Source organism: Marinobacter sp. V032 (genome assembly GCF_052645435.1).
The window spans coordinates 2,412,876-2,431,188 of the sequence record NZ_JBQXYE010000001.1 but is presented as its reverse complement, the minus strand read 5'-3'; the positions used below and the strand labels follow the sequence as shown (position 1 = coordinate 2,431,188).

Annotated in this window: 14 protein-coding genes; 8 read left to right on the top strand and 6 right to left on the bottom strand. The window is 54.8% G+C overall.

What is annotated here, in order from left to right:
• Positions 1 to 71: 71 nt before the first annotated feature.
• From ACUN9X_RS11015 to ACUN9X_RS10985, 7 genes are all read left to right on the top strand, one after another.
• The gene (locus tag ACUN9X_RS11015; protein ID WP_445473211.1) at positions 72 to 1,805 is read left to right on the top strand and encodes a LysM peptidoglycan-binding domain-containing protein; all 1,734 of its coding nucleotides are present in this window, start codon (positions 72 to 74) and stop codon (positions 1,803 to 1,805) included.
• A gap of 146 nt (positions 1,806 to 1,951) precedes the next feature.
• Positions 1,952 to 3,664 carry an extracellular solute-binding protein gene (locus ACUN9X_RS11010; protein ID WP_445473076.1) on the top strand — a complete coding sequence of 571 codons (1,713 nt, stop codon included), beginning with the start codon at positions 1,952 to 1,954 and terminating at the stop codon, positions 3,662 to 3,664.
• Between the two features lie 70 nt (positions 3,665 to 3,734).
• Positions 3,735 to 4,814: a microcin C ABC transporter permease YejB gene (locus ACUN9X_RS11005; RefSeq protein ID WP_260035604.1), complete on the top strand. Its 1,080-nt coding sequence runs from the start codon at positions 3,735 to 3,737 to the stop codon at positions 4,812 to 4,814.
• Between the two features lie 3 nt (positions 4,815 to 4,817).
• Positions 4,818 to 5,840 (top strand): ABC transporter permease, encoded by a 1,023-nt coding sequence (locus ACUN9X_RS11000; RefSeq protein WP_260035603.1) that lies wholly within the window; start codon positions 4,818 to 4,820, stop codon positions 5,838 to 5,840.
• A 1-nt stretch (position 5,841) separates the two neighbouring features.
• Complete coding sequence (locus tag ACUN9X_RS10995; protein ID WP_445473075.1) at positions 5,842 to 7,446, top strand: ABC transporter ATP-binding protein; 1,605 nt, start codon at positions 5,842 to 5,844, stop codon at positions 7,444 to 7,446.
• 64 nt (positions 7,447 to 7,510) lie between these two features.
• Positions 7,511 to 8,296 (top strand): enoyl-ACP reductase FabI, encoded by a 786-nt coding sequence (locus ACUN9X_RS10990; RefSeq protein ID WP_260035601.1) that lies wholly within the window; start codon positions 7,511 to 7,513, stop codon positions 8,294 to 8,296.
• A 155-nt stretch (positions 8,297 to 8,451) separates the two neighbouring features.
• Positions 8,452 to 9,489, top strand: a complete 1,038-nt coding sequence (locus tag ACUN9X_RS10985) for an alpha/beta fold hydrolase (RefSeq protein WP_445473074.1) — start codon at positions 8,452 to 8,454, stop codon at positions 9,487 to 9,489.
• 92 nt (positions 9,490 to 9,581) lie between these two features.
• Here ACUN9X_RS10985 and ACUN9X_RS10980 read toward each other — a convergent pair whose 3' ends face one another.
• Both ACUN9X_RS10980 and ACUN9X_RS10975 read right to left on the bottom strand, forming a co-directional pair.
• Positions 9,582 to 10,037: a PilZ domain-containing protein gene (locus ACUN9X_RS10980; RefSeq protein ID WP_445473073.1), complete on the bottom strand. Its 456-nt coding sequence runs from the start codon at positions 10,035 to 10,037 to the stop codon at positions 9,582 to 9,584.
• Complete coding sequence (locus tag ACUN9X_RS10975; protein ID WP_445473072.1) at positions 10,034 to 11,863, bottom strand: DUF1631 family protein; 1,830 nt, start codon at positions 11,861 to 11,863, stop codon at positions 10,034 to 10,036. Before ACUN9X_RS10975 ends, ACUN9X_RS10980 begins: the two co-directional genes overlap by 4 nt.
• A gap of 378 nt (positions 11,864 to 12,241) precedes the next feature.
• Here ACUN9X_RS10975 and ACUN9X_RS10970 point away from each other — a divergent pair, with 378 nt between their 5' ends.
• Positions 12,242 to 13,324, top strand: coding sequence for a 3-deoxy-7-phosphoheptulonate synthase (locus ACUN9X_RS10970; protein WP_260035594.1), 1,083 nt, complete (start codon positions 12,242 to 12,244; stop codon positions 13,322 to 13,324).
• Between the two features lie 95 nt (positions 13,325 to 13,419).
• Here ACUN9X_RS10970 and cysG read toward each other — a convergent pair whose 3' ends face one another.
• From cysG to lolA, 4 genes are all read right to left on the bottom strand, one after another.
• The gene (gene cysG / locus ACUN9X_RS10965; RefSeq protein ID WP_260035593.1) at positions 13,420 to 14,781 is read right to left on the bottom strand and encodes a siroheme synthase CysG; all 1,362 of its coding nucleotides are present in this window, start codon (positions 14,779 to 14,781) and stop codon (positions 13,420 to 13,422) included.
• A 36-nt stretch (positions 14,782 to 14,817) separates the two neighbouring features.
• A complete protein-coding gene (gene serS / locus ACUN9X_RS10960; RefSeq protein ID WP_260035592.1) occupies positions 14,818 to 16,095 on the bottom strand; it encodes a serine--tRNA ligase in 1,278 nt (425 codons plus the stop codon).
• A 202-nt stretch (positions 16,096 to 16,297) separates the two neighbouring features.
• Positions 16,298 to 17,659 carry a replication-associated recombination protein A gene (locus ACUN9X_RS10955; RefSeq protein ID WP_445473071.1) on the bottom strand — a complete coding sequence of 454 codons (1,362 nt, stop codon included), beginning with the start codon at positions 17,657 to 17,659 and terminating at the stop codon, positions 16,298 to 16,300.
• Positions 17,659 to 18,309, bottom strand: coding sequence for an outer membrane lipoprotein chaperone LolA (gene lolA, locus ACUN9X_RS10950; RefSeq protein ID WP_445473070.1), 651 nt, complete (start codon positions 18,307 to 18,309; stop codon positions 17,659 to 17,661). The genes ACUN9X_RS10955 and lolA overlap by 1 nt, the downstream gene beginning before the upstream one ends.
• Positions 18,310 to 18,313 lie beyond the last annotated feature (4 nt).

Below are 18,313 nucleotides of genomic sequence, written 5' to 3'. Positions count from 1 at the left end.
TCTTTGCGCTGCACTTGCAGCTTCACGCTATGGCTGCATCCCATCTGCGGCACTTTATTTTCGGTATTTTTATGAACCTGGTACGACCGACATTAACGCTGCTGCTGGCTTTGGCTCTGACCGCTTGTCAATCTTTTTCTACCGACGGCGATCAATCATCTGCCTCAAAATCAATGAGCGAAGGAGAACTCCTCGACTCTCATCGCGTTACCGTTCCAGCAGGCGATGACGAGCTCCAGTCTGCTGTCGAGCAGCGCGACGCTGACGCAAATGACGACACGACACCACTCGACGATGCCATTGAACCTTCCCTGAAGTCTGAAGCGGCCCGCGCGCGGGAAAAGCTTGAAGAGGACAGCGCGGACGCCAGCGTTGCTGAGGCGGACCTGTGGGCGCGTCTTCGCGGCTTGTTTGCGATGGATCTTGATGCCGACAATCCAAGAATTGAGCAACAACTTAATTGGTACGCCAAACACCCCAAATATATCGTCCGGGTCTCCAAGCGCGCCCGCCGTTACCTCTATCACATCGTCAATGAAGTAGAAGAACGCGGCTTGCCAGGCGAATACGCATTGCTTCCTGTCGTTGAAAGCGCCTATGACCCGTTCGCTTACTCTCACGGCCGTGCCGCCGGGCTATGGCAGTTCATCCCCTCTACCGGTCGTGTGTATGGGCTGAACCAGAGTTGGTGGCATGACCAGCGCCGCGATGTGCTGGCTGCAACCAGTGGTGCGCTTCAATACCTTGATGCCCTGGCTGGACGGTTTGACGGTGACTATATGCTCGCCCTCGCATCCTACAACAGCGGAGCGGGAACCGTTCGACGCGCTATACGCCGCAACAATGCCCAGAATAAAGACGTTGACTACTGGTCGTTGAGCCTTCCCCGGGAAACCAGTGCCTACGTGCCCAAGCTGATTGCGATCTCCAGGATCATCCGCAATCCAGAAGCATACGGTGTAACGCTCCCACCTATTCCTGATGAACCCTATTTCGATGTTGTGGATACCGGGTCCCAGATTGACCTGGCGCAGGCCGCAGAACTGGCCGGGGTTGATGTGGAAGAAATCTACCTGCTGAACCCGGCATACAACCGCTGGGCCACCTCCCCGGATGGGCCGCACCGGCTGCTGGTACCTGCCAAGAATGCGGAACAATTCAAAGAAGGGCTGGCATCACTTGCACCGTCCCAACGGGTGTCCTGGAAGAACTACAAGGTACGCAGCGGAGACAGCCTCATTCGCATTGCGCATCAGTTCAACACCACACCGGCGGTGATCAAAGAAGTCAACCACATGCGATCCAATCTGATTCGTGTTGACCAGCGCCTGTTGATTCCCTCATCTGCAAAAGACACATCCTCTTACGTTCTCAGCGCCAACCAACGGCTACAGGACAAGCAGGCCGCCACCGGCAAGCGGGCCAAAGGCACGCGGATCAACTACAAGGTACAGCCCGGCGATACTTTCTGGGATATTGCCCGTGACAACAAGATCACGGTGCGGGAACTGGCTAAGTGGAACGGCATGGCACCAGGCGACCCCTTGATGCCAGGCAAAAATCTGGTGATCTGGTCGAAGACAGCATCCAGCCAGCAAATCGCGATGAATTCCAGGCGCGGCAATTCGGATATGGTGCGCAAAGTTGGCTACCGTGTCCGCAAAGGCGACTCTCTGGCGAGAATTGCCAGCCGTTTCAATGTAAATGTGAAGGACATCGCGAGCTGGAACAGTCTTAATATGGGGAACTATCTCCAGCCCGGTCAAAGTCTGGTACTCTACGTCGATATTCGCCGAAGTCCCTGATCCTGCAGCCTTTGATCTGTGGCGGTCAGTCGCTTAAATAAACAAGAGCGGAATCCATGATCAGAATTTACCAGACCGTCGCAGCACTCTGTTTATCTATTCTTTCTCCCCTTCTTTTAGCTGGTACCCCGGTGCATGGAATTGCCATGCACGGCGCCCCCAAGTACGGCCCTGACTTTTCCCACTTCGACTATGTCAATCCTGATGCGCCCAAAGGCGGCATGCTCAGGCTCGCAGTGGTGGCTAACGGATATGATTCGTTCAACCCTTTTGTTCTGAAAGGAATTGGCGCAGCGGGCATCCAGACCTACGCCTACGACTCTCTGCTCGTGGCTTCAGCGGATGAGCCGTTCTCGATGTACGGCCTCATCGCTGAGTCCATGGAAACACCGGAAGACCGCAGCTACGTTACCTTCAACATCAACCCTGACGCGCGCTTCTCTGATGGTGAGCCGATTACCGCAGAAGACGTGGCCTATACCTTCAAGCTGTTAACGGAAGAAGGTCATCCGTTTTACCGCAGCTATTATTCCGAAGTGAGCAAGGTGACCGTAGAAGACAAGCTCAAGGTCCGGTTTGATTTCGGCGATACCAAAAACCATGAGTTGCCACTGATACTGGGGCAAATGCCGGTACTTCCCAAGCACTACTGGGAGAACCATGACTTTGAAGGCTCGGGCCTTTCGGTTCCGGTTTCCAGCGGCCCCTATACCATTGATAACTTTGAAGCCGGCCGCTCGGTCACTTACAAGCGCAACCCTGACTACTGGGCAAAGGATTTGCCGGTCAATGTCGGTCGCGACAACTTCGATGCCATCCGCTATGACTACTATTCCGACGATACCGTAGCGCTGGAAGCCTTCAAAGCAGGTAACTATGACTTCCGGGTTGAAAGCTCAGCCAAGAACTGGGCGACCGCCTACACCGGAGATGCGCTGAAATCCGGAAAAATCAAAAAAGAGAACATCGAGCACGAGCGGCCCGCAGGTATGCAGGCCTTTGTATTCAACACGCGAAAGGCGCCGTTGAATAACGCAAAGGTCCGCCAGGCGCTCGCCTATGGCTTCGATTTCGACTGGGCCAACCGAAACCTCTTCTATAACCAGTACACGCGCACCCAAAGCTATTTCGAAAACAGCGAACTGGCATCCAGCGGTCTGCCGTCAAAAGCGGAACTCGAACTTCTGGAACCCTACCGGGATCAGATTCCACCAGAGGTGTTCACCAAGGAATACCACCCACCGTCAACGACCGGCGATCACACGTTGCGGGACAATTTGCGGACGGCGATGAAGCTGCTCAAGGAAGCCGGCTACGAAATCCGCGATGGCAAAATGGTGAATGCGAAGACCGGCAAACCTCTTGGCTTTGAGATTTTGATCTGGCAGAAAACCTTTGAACGCGTTGTTCTGCCATTCAAACAGAATCTTGCGAAACTCGGGATCGATGTGGATGTCAGACTGGTGGATACCAACCAGTACATTCAACGGGTTCGTAATTTCGAATTCGATGTGGTTGTTCAGTCGCTGGCGCAATCCAACTCGCCCGGCAACGAGCAACGCGATTACTGGGATTCATCAAATGCGGATCGCGCCGGCTCGCGCAATACCATTGGTGTGAATGATCCAGTCGTAGACGCACTGGTCAGCAAGATCATCCAGGCTCCGGACCGCGAATCACTCATTACCCGGACCCGAGCGCTGGACCGGGTATTGCTATGGGGTCACTACGTTATCCCCCAGTGGTACCTGGGAGTTGACAGGGTTGCCTACTGGCACCAGCTGCAACGCCCCGAGACCACACCCTCGGGCGGTATTGATCCAAGAGACTGGTGGATGACACCGGATACAGGTAAGTAAGCGCTGTCTGGTTAACCGGTTATTCGAACCAAGCGGAACGCTCCAAGCTGAATAAGGAACAACCTGACTGATGGGTGTCTACATCCTCAGGCGCCTGTTGCTGATCATTCCTACGCTGATCGGCATCATGCTCCTCAACTTTGTCATCGTTCAGGCGGCACCCGGTGGGCCAATCGAGCAGTTAATCGCCCAGATGGAAGGCATGGACAGCGGCTCATTGACGCGCGCTACAGGCGGCGGCGGGGCCGAAGTCAGCGAAGGCAACGGGCAATCCCGCGGGGCCAAAGGTATCCCGCCCGAGCTGATTGCCGACATGGAAAAGCTCTACGGCTTTGACAAACCGGCTTACGAACGCTTCTTCATGATGCTTACCGACTATGCGACCTTCGATTTCGGGGACAGCTTTTTCCGCGACCGAACGGTAACGGAGCTGATCATCGACAAGATGCCTGTTTCGATTTCCCTGGGCCTCTGGTCGACATTGATCATCTACCTGATATCCATTCCCCTGGGGATCCGCAAAGCCATTACCGATGGTTCCCGATTCGACGTCTGGACCAGTTCGGCAATCGTTATCGGCTACGCGATACCCGGCTTCCTGTTTGCCATACTCCTGATCGTCCTGTTTGCCGGCGGCAGCTACTGGGACTGGTTTCCGTTACGAGGCCTGACGTCGCCCGGTTTTGACGATATGGTGTGGTACGATCAAATCGCCGATTACTTCTGGCACCTTGTGTTGCCAGTATCAGCTAACGTGATCGGCGGCTTCGCGACGCTCACCCTGCTTACAAAAAATTCGTTTCTGGACGAGATCGGCAAACAGTACGTGGTCACGGCCCGAGCCAAAGGGCTAACCAACAACCGCATTCTCTACGGTCACGTATTCCGCAACGCAATGCTGATCGTTATCGCCAGTCTGCCCGGATTGCTGGTGGCACTGTTTTTTACCGGCTCCCTGCTGATAGAGGTGATTTTCTCTCTCGATGGCCTGGGGCTGCTTGGCTTTGAAGCGACGCTCAATCGCGACTATCCGGTGATGTTCGGTACCTTGTATATATTCACACTGATGGGTCTAGTGCTGAAGCTGATCAGCGACCTCACCTATGTCTTCGTTGATCCCCGCATCGATTTTGAAAGCAGGGAGGGCTGATTCATGAAAACCCTCTCACCCACCCAGAAGCGACGGCTCAAATCTTTCCGCAATAATCGCCGGGGATACTGGGCCTTGTGGATATTTCTGGTGTTGTTTGTGGTCACGCTCTTCGCCGAAATGGTCGCCAATGACAAACCGTTGGTCGTCAGCTATCAGGATCAACTTTACTTCCCGATAGTCGAGTCCGTGACCGAGGAAACATTTGGCGGATTTCTGCCTACCGAAGCCGATTACCGTGATCCCTTCATTGCCGATGAGATCAACAATGACGGGTGGATGCTCTGGCCGCTGATAAGATTCAGCTACGACACGATCAATTATGATCTGGATGTCCCCTCGCCAGCACCACCATCAGCCGTCAACTGGCTGGGCACGGATGACCAGGGCCGCGATGTGGTTGCGCGTTTGATTTACGGGTTTCGAATCTCCGTCCTGTTCGGCCTCACATTGACTTTTTTCAGCTGCATCATGGGGGTTGTGGTTGGTGCGATTCAGGGATTCTACGGTGGTAAGATCGATCTCTTCGGGCAAAGGTTTATCGAGATCTGGTCCGGATTACCCGCTCTCTTCCTGCTGATCATTCTGTCCAGCATCGTGCAACCGAACTTCTGGTGGCTGCTGATCATCATGTTGATGTTCAGCTGGATGGGCCTCGTCGACGTGGTGCGGGCCGAGTTTCTCCGAGCCCGTAACTTTGAATATGTCAGGGCTGCCCGCGCGCTTGGCCTTGGCAATCGCACCATCATGTTCCGCCATATGTTGCCCAATGCCATGGTGGCCACGGTGACCTATGTGCCCTTTATCCTGACCGGCGCCATAACCGGGCTCACATCGCTCGATTTTCTTGGTTTCGGGCTCCCGCCTGGCTCACCTTCGCTGGGTGAGTTGATCGCCCAGGGTAAAGCGAATCTGCATGCGCCCTGGCTCGGGCTATCCGCATTCGTGGTGTTGGCGTTGATGCTGACACTGCTGGTGTTTATCGGTGAAGCGGTGCGTGATGCCTTCGACCCGAGGAAAAACTGATATGACCGGGTTTATCGACATCGACAATCTTTCGATCGCGTTCGAAGACAAGCAGGCCGTCAGCAACTTGTCTTTCTCGATTCCCAAGGGGAAAACAATCGCGCTTGTGGGTGAGAGCGGTTCCGGAAAGTCGGTTACTGCCCTATCGATTCTGCGCCTGCTGGACGAACGCCATGCCCACTATCCGGGCGGCGCCATCAACCTTGAAGGTGAAAACCTGCTGGCAGCGAAAGAGAACCGTTTGCGCCAGATTCGGGGCCAGCGGATCAGCATGATCTTTCAGGAGCCGATGACCTCCCTGAACCCGCTGCACACAGTAGAAAAACAGATTGGCGAAACACTGGAAGTCCATCAGGGCATGCGTTCCAATCAGGCGCGCAAACGCACGCTTGAACTGCTGAACCTGGTGGGCATACCGGATCCCGAGCAGCGATTATCCTATTATCCGCATCAACTTTCGGGCGGGCAAAAGCAGCGCATCATGATCGCCATGGCACTTGCCAACGAACCTGAACTGCTGATCGCCGACGAGCCGACCACCGCGCTCGATGTCACCGTTCAACGTCAGGTACTCGAACTGCTGAAGTCGCTGCAGCAAAAGATGGGCATGGCGATATTATTGATCACCCATGATCTCTCGATCGTGAGGCACTATGCCGATCATGTGGTGGTAATGCGCGATGGCAAAGAAGTCGAAGCCAACAGCACCGATATCATTTTCAATCAGCCCACTGACGATTACACCCGCCAGCTCCTGGACGCGGATCCGGGGCCAGCGCCCGCCCCCTGTGATGCGGATGCCGGAACGCTGCTCGACGTCAAGAATATCAATGTCACTTTCCCGATCACCCGAACGTTTTTCGGCAAGCCCAAAACCTCACTCCGCGCAGTCAAAGATGTCAGCCTGACGCTCCGCGAGGGTGAAACGCTGGGTATTGTCGGCGAAAGCGGTAGCGGCAAAACTACGCTGGGCATGGCGCTGCTCAAACTGACACGAAGCGAAGGTGATATCCGGTTTGGTGGTCGCGCAATTGGCGATCTGGATCAAAAGGCATTCAAGCCGCTGCGCAAGGATATCCAGATCGTGTTTCAGGATCCCTACGGCAGCCTGAGCCCGCGCATGTCGATTGGCGAAATTATTGGTGAAGGGTTGATGATCCACTTCCCGGATCAGAGCGATAAGCATGCGGCGATGATTACCCAGGCCCTGACCGATGTCGGTCTGGACCCCGCCGTTGCCGGGCGCTACCCCCATGAATTTTCCGGTGGCCAGCGCCAGCGTATCGCCATTGCCCGGGCACTGGTGCTGCAGCCTTCGCTGATTGTTCTGGACGAACCCACCTCGGCGCTTGACCGGACGGTACAGAAACAGGTCATCAATTTGTTACTCTCGCTTCAGCAACGTTACGGCCTGAGCTATCTTTTTATCAGCCACGATCTGGCGGTCGTCAGGGCACTCAGTCATCGCGTACTGGTGCTCAAGTCCGGTCAGGTTGTCGAATACGGTGATGCCGAGCAGGTCCTCAGGGCTCCGCAGCAGGCGTACACGCGTCAGTTACTCGACGCCGCTTTTTTCTATCAGGGGCCATCTGCCTTAGACGAATAGCGACTTAAATGACGCCGCAGATTCAGCGACAATGCGTCATCAACGATGAATCAGGAGATCATCCATGGGAATTTTGAAAGGAAAGCGGGCGCTGATTGTGGGCGTTGCCAGCAAACACTCCATCGCACACGGCATCGCGAAAGTCTTCCACGAACAGGGTGCGGAGCTCGCTTTTACCTACCAGAATGACAAACTTAAATCCCGGGTAGTCGAGTTTGCCGAAGGCTGGGGAAGCACACTGACTTTCCCCTGCGATGTCGCAAACGATGACGAAATAGACGCAGTTATCGCCGCTCTGGGCGAGCACTGGGACAGCATCGACATCATCATTCATGCTGTTGGTTTTGCGCCAGGCCACGAACTCAACGGTAACTATGTTGACGTCACAACCCGCGAAGGCTTCCGGATCGCTCATGACATCAGTTCTTTCAGCTTCGTTGCACTGGCGAAAGCTGCCCGCCCGCTTCTGAAAGACAGCAGTTCGCTGCTCACGCTCTCCTATCTGGGCGCTGAGCGCGTTCTGCCGAACTATAACGTCATGGGCCTCGCCAAGGCATCCCTTGAAGCCAATGTGCGCTACATGGCCGCCAGCCTCGGTCAGGATGGCATTCGGGTTAATGGTATTTCTGCCGGCCCCATCAAGACCCTTGCCGCCTCAGGCATCAAGAGTTTCCGTAAAATGCTGACTGAAAATGCCAAGCGTGCGCCCCTGCGTCGCAACGTCACCAAGGAAGAAGTCGGCAACTCCGCAGCCTTCCTGTGCTCCGATATGGCAAGCGGTATTACTGGCGAGATACTGTATGTCGATGCCGGTTTCAACATCACGGGCATGGGTGAGCTAGAAGAGTAATCCCCGCCCTTACGTTGATTCGGGCCTGATCCACAGGCTCGAATCAAAATCACCGCTTTCACTAATTCTGCGCCCTCCTCCTGTTCCTCGAACTGCGTCACTGTTCCTCTGTGTAAACTTAAGTAATCTCCCGCCATCGGAGAGGAGTTCTGTTTATGCGTCTGACGCTACGTTTGATTTGGGTACCGGCCCTTCTGGTACTGGCTTTATCTGGGTGTTCAAGTATCGGTTCGGCAATGAAAGCCAGCCCGTCTCTGGCCAATGCGACCGGTTTTGCCGATATCCCCATGCCCTATCTCGAAGAGCGTTACGTTAACGAGAACTCTCATTTCATGGAGGTTAACGGCTACCGTATCCACTATCAGGATCAAGGCTCAGGTGAGACGATTATCCTGCTACACGGCATCTACTCCTCACTGCAGACCTGGGACGGCTGGACGGCCAAACTGAGCAAGCGCTACCGGGTCATCACGCTCGACATGCCGGGCTTTGGGCTTACCGGGGCACCTGAAAATCCAGATGATTTCGACGAAGACAGCATGGTGAATACCTTCGCCAAGTTTGTTGAACGTCTGGATCTTGAGAACTTTACCCTTGCAGGCAATTCCTACGGCGGTTTCATCGCTGCGCGCTATGCCGCGCAATACGCCAACCGCGTTGATCGGCTCGCACTACTTGACCCTTTCGGGTACCCCCAGGACACATCGTGGCTTGTAGGTTTCGGCACCTCTTTTCCAATCGCCTACCTGGCTCAATGGGTGCAACCGCCGCTGGTTATCACCATGAGTCTGCGAATGGCTTACGGCGACCCCAGAAGGATGACCGATGCCAATATCAGCCGCTACGTCCATATGTCACAACGGGAAGGTGCCAAACCCATCTATGTCAAAACGCTCGAAATGGTAGATGAGCGGGCTGAAAACGAGTCGCCCCTGCCCTTTTACCGGATCAAGGCACCGACACTTTTGATGTGGGGTGATGACGACCCATGGGTGCCGGCATCATTGGCCGAGCGCTGGCTGAATGATGTGCCGCAGGCAAAGCTCGTCACCTACTCAGGGGTCGGGCATATTCCGATGGAAGAAATGCCGGCTGAAACACTGAAGGATTTTGAAACCTTTTTAAGCCAGGGACTGACGCCTTTTTCCGACTCACTGGCAGCAGCCAGAGAAAACGAACCGGACAGAAGTTAAAGGCGCCCTGAACAAGGACTGAAAAGCGCTAAAAGGTTCATGACTCAGAACATGAACGGATAGCTGTTTGGTACGATGAGCCAGGCAGAAGTCTAGTCCTGGTCCTCCATTGCCCGTGCCACCAGGTCCAACCACTCAACCAGGGCTGTGTCATCGGATTCCAGAATTTTGAGACCAACATTCCAGGACGCGCGGCCCTGTGCCCGACACCATACGACTTCCATCATCAACGGAAACCTCTCGCTACCGTCACCCCGAGCCAACTCGATCGTAACCGGCAACAGCGCGCCTAATGGCAGCTCCAGTTTACTGATCAGGCGAACACCCGTTGCCGATAGATCCGTGGTATAGCAACTCAAAATGTCCGGGCCTGGCGTTGCCAGATCAGGTTCAGGCGATTCCAGCTCGATATGCGCCATTGCACGGGCGCTCAAACGAAACTCACTGCGGTGATCCTGGCCCGCGCCCTGTGATGCGTCCAAATCGTAGTCAGGTAACGCCGACTCTGATGATGAAGAATCTGGTGATGGATAATCTGATGATGTCATGTGCGTCCCACCCTGATACGCCCCACTACCCGTGACAGTGTATCTTCAAATTCCGCCTCGCTGCTGAGTGTTTTCGCAGCGCCGGAAACGATCAATTCGATCAACGCGGCCGAGGTATATTCCGTCCGGTTCAACCCAAGCCGGTCAACAAAAACCAACTTGTCAGTTGCGTTGAGTCGCACCGCAAGCTTCAGCTTCAGCGCCTCTATGGGTAATCCGTCTGACGGTTTCGCGGATGCCGCCGTCGGTTCCAATGCTATCCAGCTACCCAGTTTAAGCGCGTCAACTTTCGCGCGCGCCGCCTCATATAACTCCCGCGATAATCGCTCAGCTTCTGCTGCCTCAACGGCCTGTTGTTCCTCGGCTTGCAATTGGAGGGCCTTTTCGGCTTCCGCCGCACGCAAGGCTTCTGCCTCAAGGCGCGCCTGTTCCGCTTTGGCGCGCGCCACACGCAAGGCTTCCGCCTGAGCTTCCGCCTTGGCTTTCGCTTCACGTCGCTTTTCAACTTGCGACCGGAGCACCTGTACCAACGCCGCTATGGTTTGATCGACAACAGCGCCAAAAGGATTCAAATCCGGTAGACGGCGAATGTCGCCCTTTTTCAAACCAGCTTCGAACTCAGGCCAATCCATCAGGCCCAATTTAACACCCTCTCCGTTCGTCATCAGGACGTCCTGGGAATCTTCGAGCAACGTCAGAAAGTAAAGCCGTTGCTCATCTTCATCCGAACCCTTAACAAACCATTGCCCTGTGTACCCAGAGGCAGCACTTGTGTCGGTCGCAGACAGGTTGAGCCAACGTTCGTCAACATGGCGCTGCTCCACCGGCACAAGATCAAGCGATTGGCCCCGCAACCGCGCCACCATCACGGCCTCCAGACCGCTTAGCGAACTCTCCGGCAGAGGATCAGATTGAATACGGCTCCAGACCTCCCGTACCTTGTCGCTGAGGTGCTCACCGACCTGATACAGTTTGTCGCGCTCGTTATCAGAAAGCGCCGGATCTGCTATCCATACGATCCACTCAAGCAGCTTGTTGGCGTGCCTCACATTGTCGCTGGTCAATCCGTCTTTCCAGGCGGCCTGTCGCAACAACGGGGTCCAGATAGTCGATATGAAGTCGATCACGTCTGCCGGTAGCTTTCGGTTTCCAAGGGCCCTTGCTACAAGCGCTCGGGACATCTGGTCCGCGGCGCGCTGGCGGGATGCGCCCTGTTCGGTCTCCAGCAGCCTTGTTCGAAGTTTGCCGATGCGTCCTTCTTTCTGCAGCTGGTCCTGACGCCATTGCGTCGCAAATCGCTCAAATGCCTCCATTGAGCGCTCACCGAAACACTGATCAGCAACCACTACCAACTCATCGAGCTGCGCGAGTAACTGCCGAGCGGCCCGCCCTCCGGAATCGCTCCAACCGCGCAGGCTTTGCAACCCGTCCAGCCACGGGCGAAGCACACTTTCGTCGTTCAGACTCTGCTCGCCGTGTACCTCTATCTGCCAGGCCAGCAAAAAGCGCAGACGCGCGATCCGCTGCACCAGAGACACGTGTAGCCCGGATGTCTTGAGGAATACATCCATCACCCTGTCGGCAAGATAGGCTGCGTTTACCTGGCGAACTGACCAGGTCATCTTCACAGCGTTCAGAACATTAATAACCCGCTCATTGCGCTGTTCTGTCCAGCAGGAGTGCAAAAGCGGCAACCAGTCAGGTATGTCTGCGTCAGCGGGCTTGCCGGCAGGATAGGGAAGTTCGGGTACACGAATATTGATTAGAATGGCGCGAATGACGTCATTACTGTCGTTTCGGGAGGATGCCTCCTGTTTCATCGCCATAAAATCTGAATATCCCGAAAAAATAATGCCACAGTACCGAACTCAAGCTGGGAAATGCGAAGGTCATTGATCACTATTATTCGAGCACGCGCTCGGCGCCACGTCTATACGCTCATTGTGGCAGTGTGTCACAAATGCCTTAAAAGCCCTATTACACCGCGCTCCAATTGCATTGAGAAGAGTATTGTCGCAGTATAATCGACCTTCTAATTATCATGAGATAACAACGACAGTAGAATAGAAATCCAGACGTTTGCAGCGCTTTAATACCCCGCATCGAATCCTGTCTCAGGCTATTCTTTTAATTTGGGTCCACATTAAGTTATCGCAGCAACCTATTGATTTTATACTACTGCTGATTCTGGAGAGAACCGCGCAATGTCTGACAAGCAAATCGAGAATATTAACGTGGCAAGTCAGGAACCCCTGATCACACCCGAGGCCCTGAAACAAGAGATGCCCATGTCTCCCCGCGCAGAAGCGACGGTGACAACTGGCCGGCAGACCATCAATAACATTCTTGATGGCAAAGACCATCGTCTGTTTATCGTCGTCGGCCCCTGCTCTATTCACGATATCAAGGCGGCACGGGAATATGCCGAGCGGCTGAAGAAGCTCAGCGATGAACTCAGCGACACCCTGTACATTGTCATGCGGGTTTATTTTGAGAAGCCGCGTACCACCATCGGCTGGAAAGGTCTGATTAACGACCCGCACCTGAACGACTCGTTCAACATCGAACAGGGTCTCCACATTGGCCGTCGTCTTTTGCTGGACATTGCAGAACTGGGCCTTCCCACCGCCACCGAGGCGCTGGACCCCATTTCTCCCCAGTATCTCCAGGATACAATTTCCTGGTCAGCCATTGGCGCGAGAACCACTGAATCCCAGACGCATCGGGAAATGAGCAGCGGCCTGTCAATGGCCATTGGCTTCAAAAACGGTACCGATGGCAGTCTGGATGTTGCCGTTAACGCCATGAAGTCTGTCTCACATCCACACAGCTTCCTTGGTATCGATCAGAAAGGCCAGGTTTCAATCATTCGCACCCGGGGCAACGCATATGGTCACGTGGTATTGCGCGGCGGTGGAGGCAAACCAAACTACGACTCCGTCAACGTTGCCCTGTGCGAAAAGGAACTCGAGAAGACTGGTCTGCGTAAAGCGCTGATGGTGGACTGCAGCCATGCCAACTCAAGCAAAGATCCGGCTATTCAGCCCCTGGTCATGCAAGATGTTGCCCACCAGATTATCGAAGGCAACAAGTCGATCATGGGCCTGATGGTTGAAAGTCATCTGAACTGGGGCAGCCAATCCATCCCCGCAAACCTGGACGACCTGAAGTACGGGGTCTCGATTACCGACGCCTGTATTGACTGGGAAACCACCGAAAAGGCACTGCGCGAGATGGCAGAGAAGCTCAGAGACGTGCTACCAAAACGGCTTGAGAATAAAGCCTGAACCTTGAAATGCTCAGGTTCCAGTTACTAAAAAGCCCGCATTTGCGGGCTTTTTAGTATGCGATAAAGAAACATGCACTGACCGCATGAGCTTCTCTACCGGTTAAGCCAATCCAGCTTCCCTCTTAGCTTAACCACTTCGCCAACGATAATTAAGGTCGGCGCCCGCACCTCACTGCGCTCAACAACACCGGCAATGGATTCAAGTGAGCCGGTTACAACAGTTTGTTCGGGGGTCGTCCCCTTGGACACAAGGGCAACGGGCATATCGGCTGGCATACCATGCTTGATAAGCTCGCTGGCAATGACCGGCAGGCCCACCAGACCCATGTAAAAGACCAGTGTCTGATTGGACTGGACGAAATCGTTCCAGGGTAAATCGCAGGTGTTGTTTTTGAGGTGGCCCGTCACAAAACGCACGGACTGGGCGTAATCACGGTGTGTCAGCGGGATACCAGCATACGCAGAACACCCCGATGCAGCGGTAATTCCCGGTACCACCTGGAATTTCAGACCGGCTTCAGCCAGCGATTCGATCTCTTCACCCCCGCGGCCGAAAATAAAAGGGTCACCGCCCTTGAGCCGAACCACGGTGCGCCCTTCCTTCGCCAGCTCAACCAGTCGCTGATTGATCTGATCCTGAGGCACAGTATGGTTTGAACGCTGTTTACCCACATGAATCATTTCAGCGTCAGCTCTGACTCGCGCCAGGATTTCTTTCGAAACCAGACGGTCGTAAAGCACGACGTCCGCCTGCGCGATTACTCTCAACGCCTTGACGGTCAGCAAATCCGGATCACCGGGGCCAGCACCAACGAGATACACTTCACCGTCCGAGCGTCCGGCTGCTGCAGCATCAATGCGGGCCTGAATCTCCCCATGGATCTCGTCGTCTGCCATCTGGTGTGCGCGATTCACGAGCGGACCGTCAAGAAGACCGTACCAGAATGTCCGGCGCTGATGAGGCGTGGTCAACTTTGCCTTGAGATCTCCCTGCGAAACCATGGCTTCAAGAGTGGATGCGATTCCCTGTGGCAACAATGTATCGAGCTTTTGTCGAAACCAGTTAGCTACCGTCGGCCATCGACCTGCCGTATCAACCGAAATCCTCAACGGCCCACGATTGATCGTGGCTGGAAACTGAACTCTTGCCATTGGATGCCGGGTTGGAGACCAGACCATCACCCTGGGGCCTGCCCGCTCTATCCATTTGATGTCTTCTTCGGGATCACCGGTTTCAACCAACAACAGACTGACAGGGAACGCATCAGTCAGTGACTCCGGTAGCGCTTCCAGGCGGCCACCGTCAGGGGCGTCCTCAGGCATGGCCTCATGGCCATACCAGATAATATCAGCTCCCTGCTCCGAGCAGATCCGCGCCTTGGCCTGCAGGCGTAGCCCTTCACCGATACAGCCGATAACCGGATCGTCCAGGTTCACGGTCAAAGAAAGACTCACATCATGCTCCTTATACTGCGCTCAGGCCGGGATGCCTCAGGGTTCGATCCGTTCAACACCGCCCATGTAGGGCCTGAGTACTTCAGGAACACGAATGCTGCCGTCCGCCTGTTGATAGTTCTCGAGTACGGCAACCAGCGTGCGACCTACAGCCAGTCCGGAACCGTTAAGCGTATGCACCAGTTCGTTTTTCCCGGTTTCGGGGTTCTTCCAGCGAGCCTGCATGCGACGCGCCTGAAAATCCCGGGTATTGCTGCAAGATGAAATCTCACGATATTTATCCTGGCCTGGCAACCACACTTCCAGATCATAGGTTTTTGCAGCAGAGAAACCGATGTCGCCGCCACACAACGCCACTACCCGATACGGTAGCTCGAGTTTTTGCAGGATCGCCTCGGCGTGACCGGTCAGTGCTTCCAGTGCAGCGTCAGACTGATCAGGCTGAACGATATGAACCATCTCGACTTTATCGAACTGATGCTGCCGTATCATGCCTCGGGTATCACGCCCATAAGATCCAGCTTCACTGCGGAAACAAGGCGTATGACTGACAAATTTAAGCGGGAGTTCATCAGCGGTGAGAATAGTGTCCGCCACCAAGTTGGTAGCAGGCACTTCAGCAGTCGGGATCAGGTAAAGGCCGTTTTCACCTTCCATGCGAAACAGGTCTTCTTCGAACTTGGGAAGCTGGCCTGTGCCAAATAGCGTGTCAGCGTTGACCAGATAAGGCACATAAATCTCCGCATACCCGTGCTCCGCGGTATGCGTATTGATCATGAATTGAGCCAGTGCGCGGTGCAATCGGGCGATCTGCCCCCGCATAACAGTAAAGCGGGACTGAGCCAGTCGTGTGCCTGTTTCAAAATCGAGGCCATTGGCGCCGCCACCCAGGTCAACATGGTCTTTTGGCTCAAAATCAAAAGTCGGGATTGTGCCCCACTGCCGGATCTCGACATTGTCGTCTTCATCTTTACCTGCCGGTACTGACTCATCCGGAGTATTGGGAATACCGGCGAGAAACTGGGTGATCTCCTCCTGCAGAACACGCAATTCCTGCTCCGCATCCGCCTTCTGAGCTTTCAGGTCGTCGACAACGTCCAGCAACGGCTGGATATCTTCGCCAGCGGCCTTGGCTTTGCCAATCGATTTTGATCGTTTGTTCTGCTCGCTCTGAAGCTCTTCGGTTTTGACCTGAAGTGTGCGACGACGTGATTCCAGAGATTGGAAACCTTCTGTATCAAACACGTAATTGCGAACCGCCAGGCGTTTGGCGATGTCCTCAGTCTGGCTTCGAACAAGTTTTGGATCGAGCATGATCGTCCTGTAAAAATCGGGTGGAAAGAATACGGCGCGCTACAACGTCGCAGTGCAGTTGTTGGGCTTGCGCATAGTATACCGTCACGAAATCCCTGTACCACCGATGCAAGCCGTGGAGCGCGGATTTATTGTGTGGTGAGAAGCAAAAAAGCGCAAAAACACTGTTATATGACCAGCGGAACCTGGAGGCAAAACAGCTTCAATCAGGATCATGCGGTGAAGACGGATAGCGCTGCACTGCGCTTTCCCTGTTCCAGCCATCAAGCCGCTCCCGCTTTTCGCTGAGGCGAATCTCAAGGCCTCGACGAACCGGCTCGTAATAGCGGGTATTCGCGATAGGCTCAGGCAGATAGGCCTCTCCTGCAGCGAAAGCTTCAGGCTCGTCATGGGCGTAGCGATATTCTTTGCCATGCCCCATCGTTTTCATCAGCGAGGTCGGTGCATTTCGGATATGAACCGGCACCTCGTAATCGGGTTGCTCGCGAATATCCGCCATGCATCGGTTGAAGGCGCTGTAAACCGCATTGCTCTTGGGCGCGAGCGCGAGATAGGTCACCGCTTGTGCCAGCGCCAACTCGCCCTCAGGTGACCCTAGTCGCTCCTGTATATCCCATGCGTCCAGGCTAAGCCGAAGCGCCCGCGGATCGGCATTGCCGATGTCTTCGCTTGCGATTCTGACCAGGCGGCGGGCAACATAGACAGGGTCGCAACCGCCATCGAGCATTCGGCACATCCAGTACAGCGAAGCATCGGGATCGGAGCCCCGAACAGATTTATGTAAGGCTGAAATCTGATCGTAAAAGACGTCACCGTGTTTATCGAACCGGCGCAAGCTGGACTGCATTACCTGCTGCAATACGTCCTTTGTCAGCTCGGGAACGTCACCTTCTGCAGCGGGCTCCGCCAGATCAGCTGCAATTTCAAGGGTATTCAATGACCGGCGCGCATCGCCGTTGGCGGACGTGGCAATGATATCGAGTAGCTCCGCAGGCACGACAAGTTTGTCTTTCAGCCCCTCGGGGTCGGCCAGTGCTCGCTGCATCAGACCGATAAGATCCGGCTTCTCTAGATTTTTGAGTACATAAACCCGGGTTCGGGAGAGCAAGGCGCTGTTGAGTTCAAAGGAGGGATTTTCTGTCGTAGCGCCAACGAAGATCACGGTGCCGTCTTCGATATGAGGCAGGAACGCATCCTGCTGACTCTTGTTGAATCGATGCACTTCATCGACAAACAGCAGGGTATCGCGCCCCTCGACTTGCTGCCGGTTCCGCGCGCGCTCTACTGCTGCGCGAATATCCTTAACGCCACTGAGCACTGCCGAAAGGCTTTCGAAGGCGGTGTCAGCCGTATCGGCGAGCAGTTTGGCAAACGTGGTTTTGCCTACCCCGGGCGGCCCCCAGAGAATCATTGAGTGTAGCTGACCATCCTCAACCGCTTTTCTCAGCGGTTTGCCCGGGCCCACAAGATGCTGCTGCCCGGCATAGTCAGACAATTGTCTGGGTCGCATGCGAGCCGCCAGCGGCTCATAGCCGCGGCGCTCTTCAAACAGGCCTTCCTGCATTAATTCTTGCTCGAAATAACATCCACTGAATCAGGATATTCGAGTTTGAACACGCTGTCAGCGACCGCTTCATTCACTTTGACGTCCTGAAAACTGAGAATGCTGATCTGCCCCAGCGAATCCCGCAAGCGCATATCGGACAGCGAGCCATCGCGGAAGCGCAGACGCAGCGAAACAAACAAGGAATCAGAGTTCTTGGGCTCAAGCACATACTCGTCATAGCCCTTGTCACTGACTTTCTCAGTGACATTGTAGGCTTCGGCAAGGTTGCTGACTTCGCCGCTAAGCAGCAAGGCCGGTGTTGAGCTCATCTGGGAATCCATCGGCTTTATCGTGACTTGCTCAAGATCCGGATCATAAACCTCGACGTTCTTGCCATCCGCTGCGATAGTCTGAGCAAAGGGTTGCTCGGATTTCCAGTAGAACAGACCGGGGCGTTTCGCTTTCAGGCTGCCACGGGTTTCCTGAACCTTGTCACCACCGCCATCGACAACGACCTGGATAAAATCTGCCTGGAAGGTTCGATAAGTTGCGAGTTTTTCCGCCAGTCTGGCTGTCGCATCCTTTCCGCCTTCGGCTGCTGCGACGCCAGCCCATGACAACATCAGGGAGGACAACATAACCAACCACAGTCTCAGGGAACGTTTCATTCGT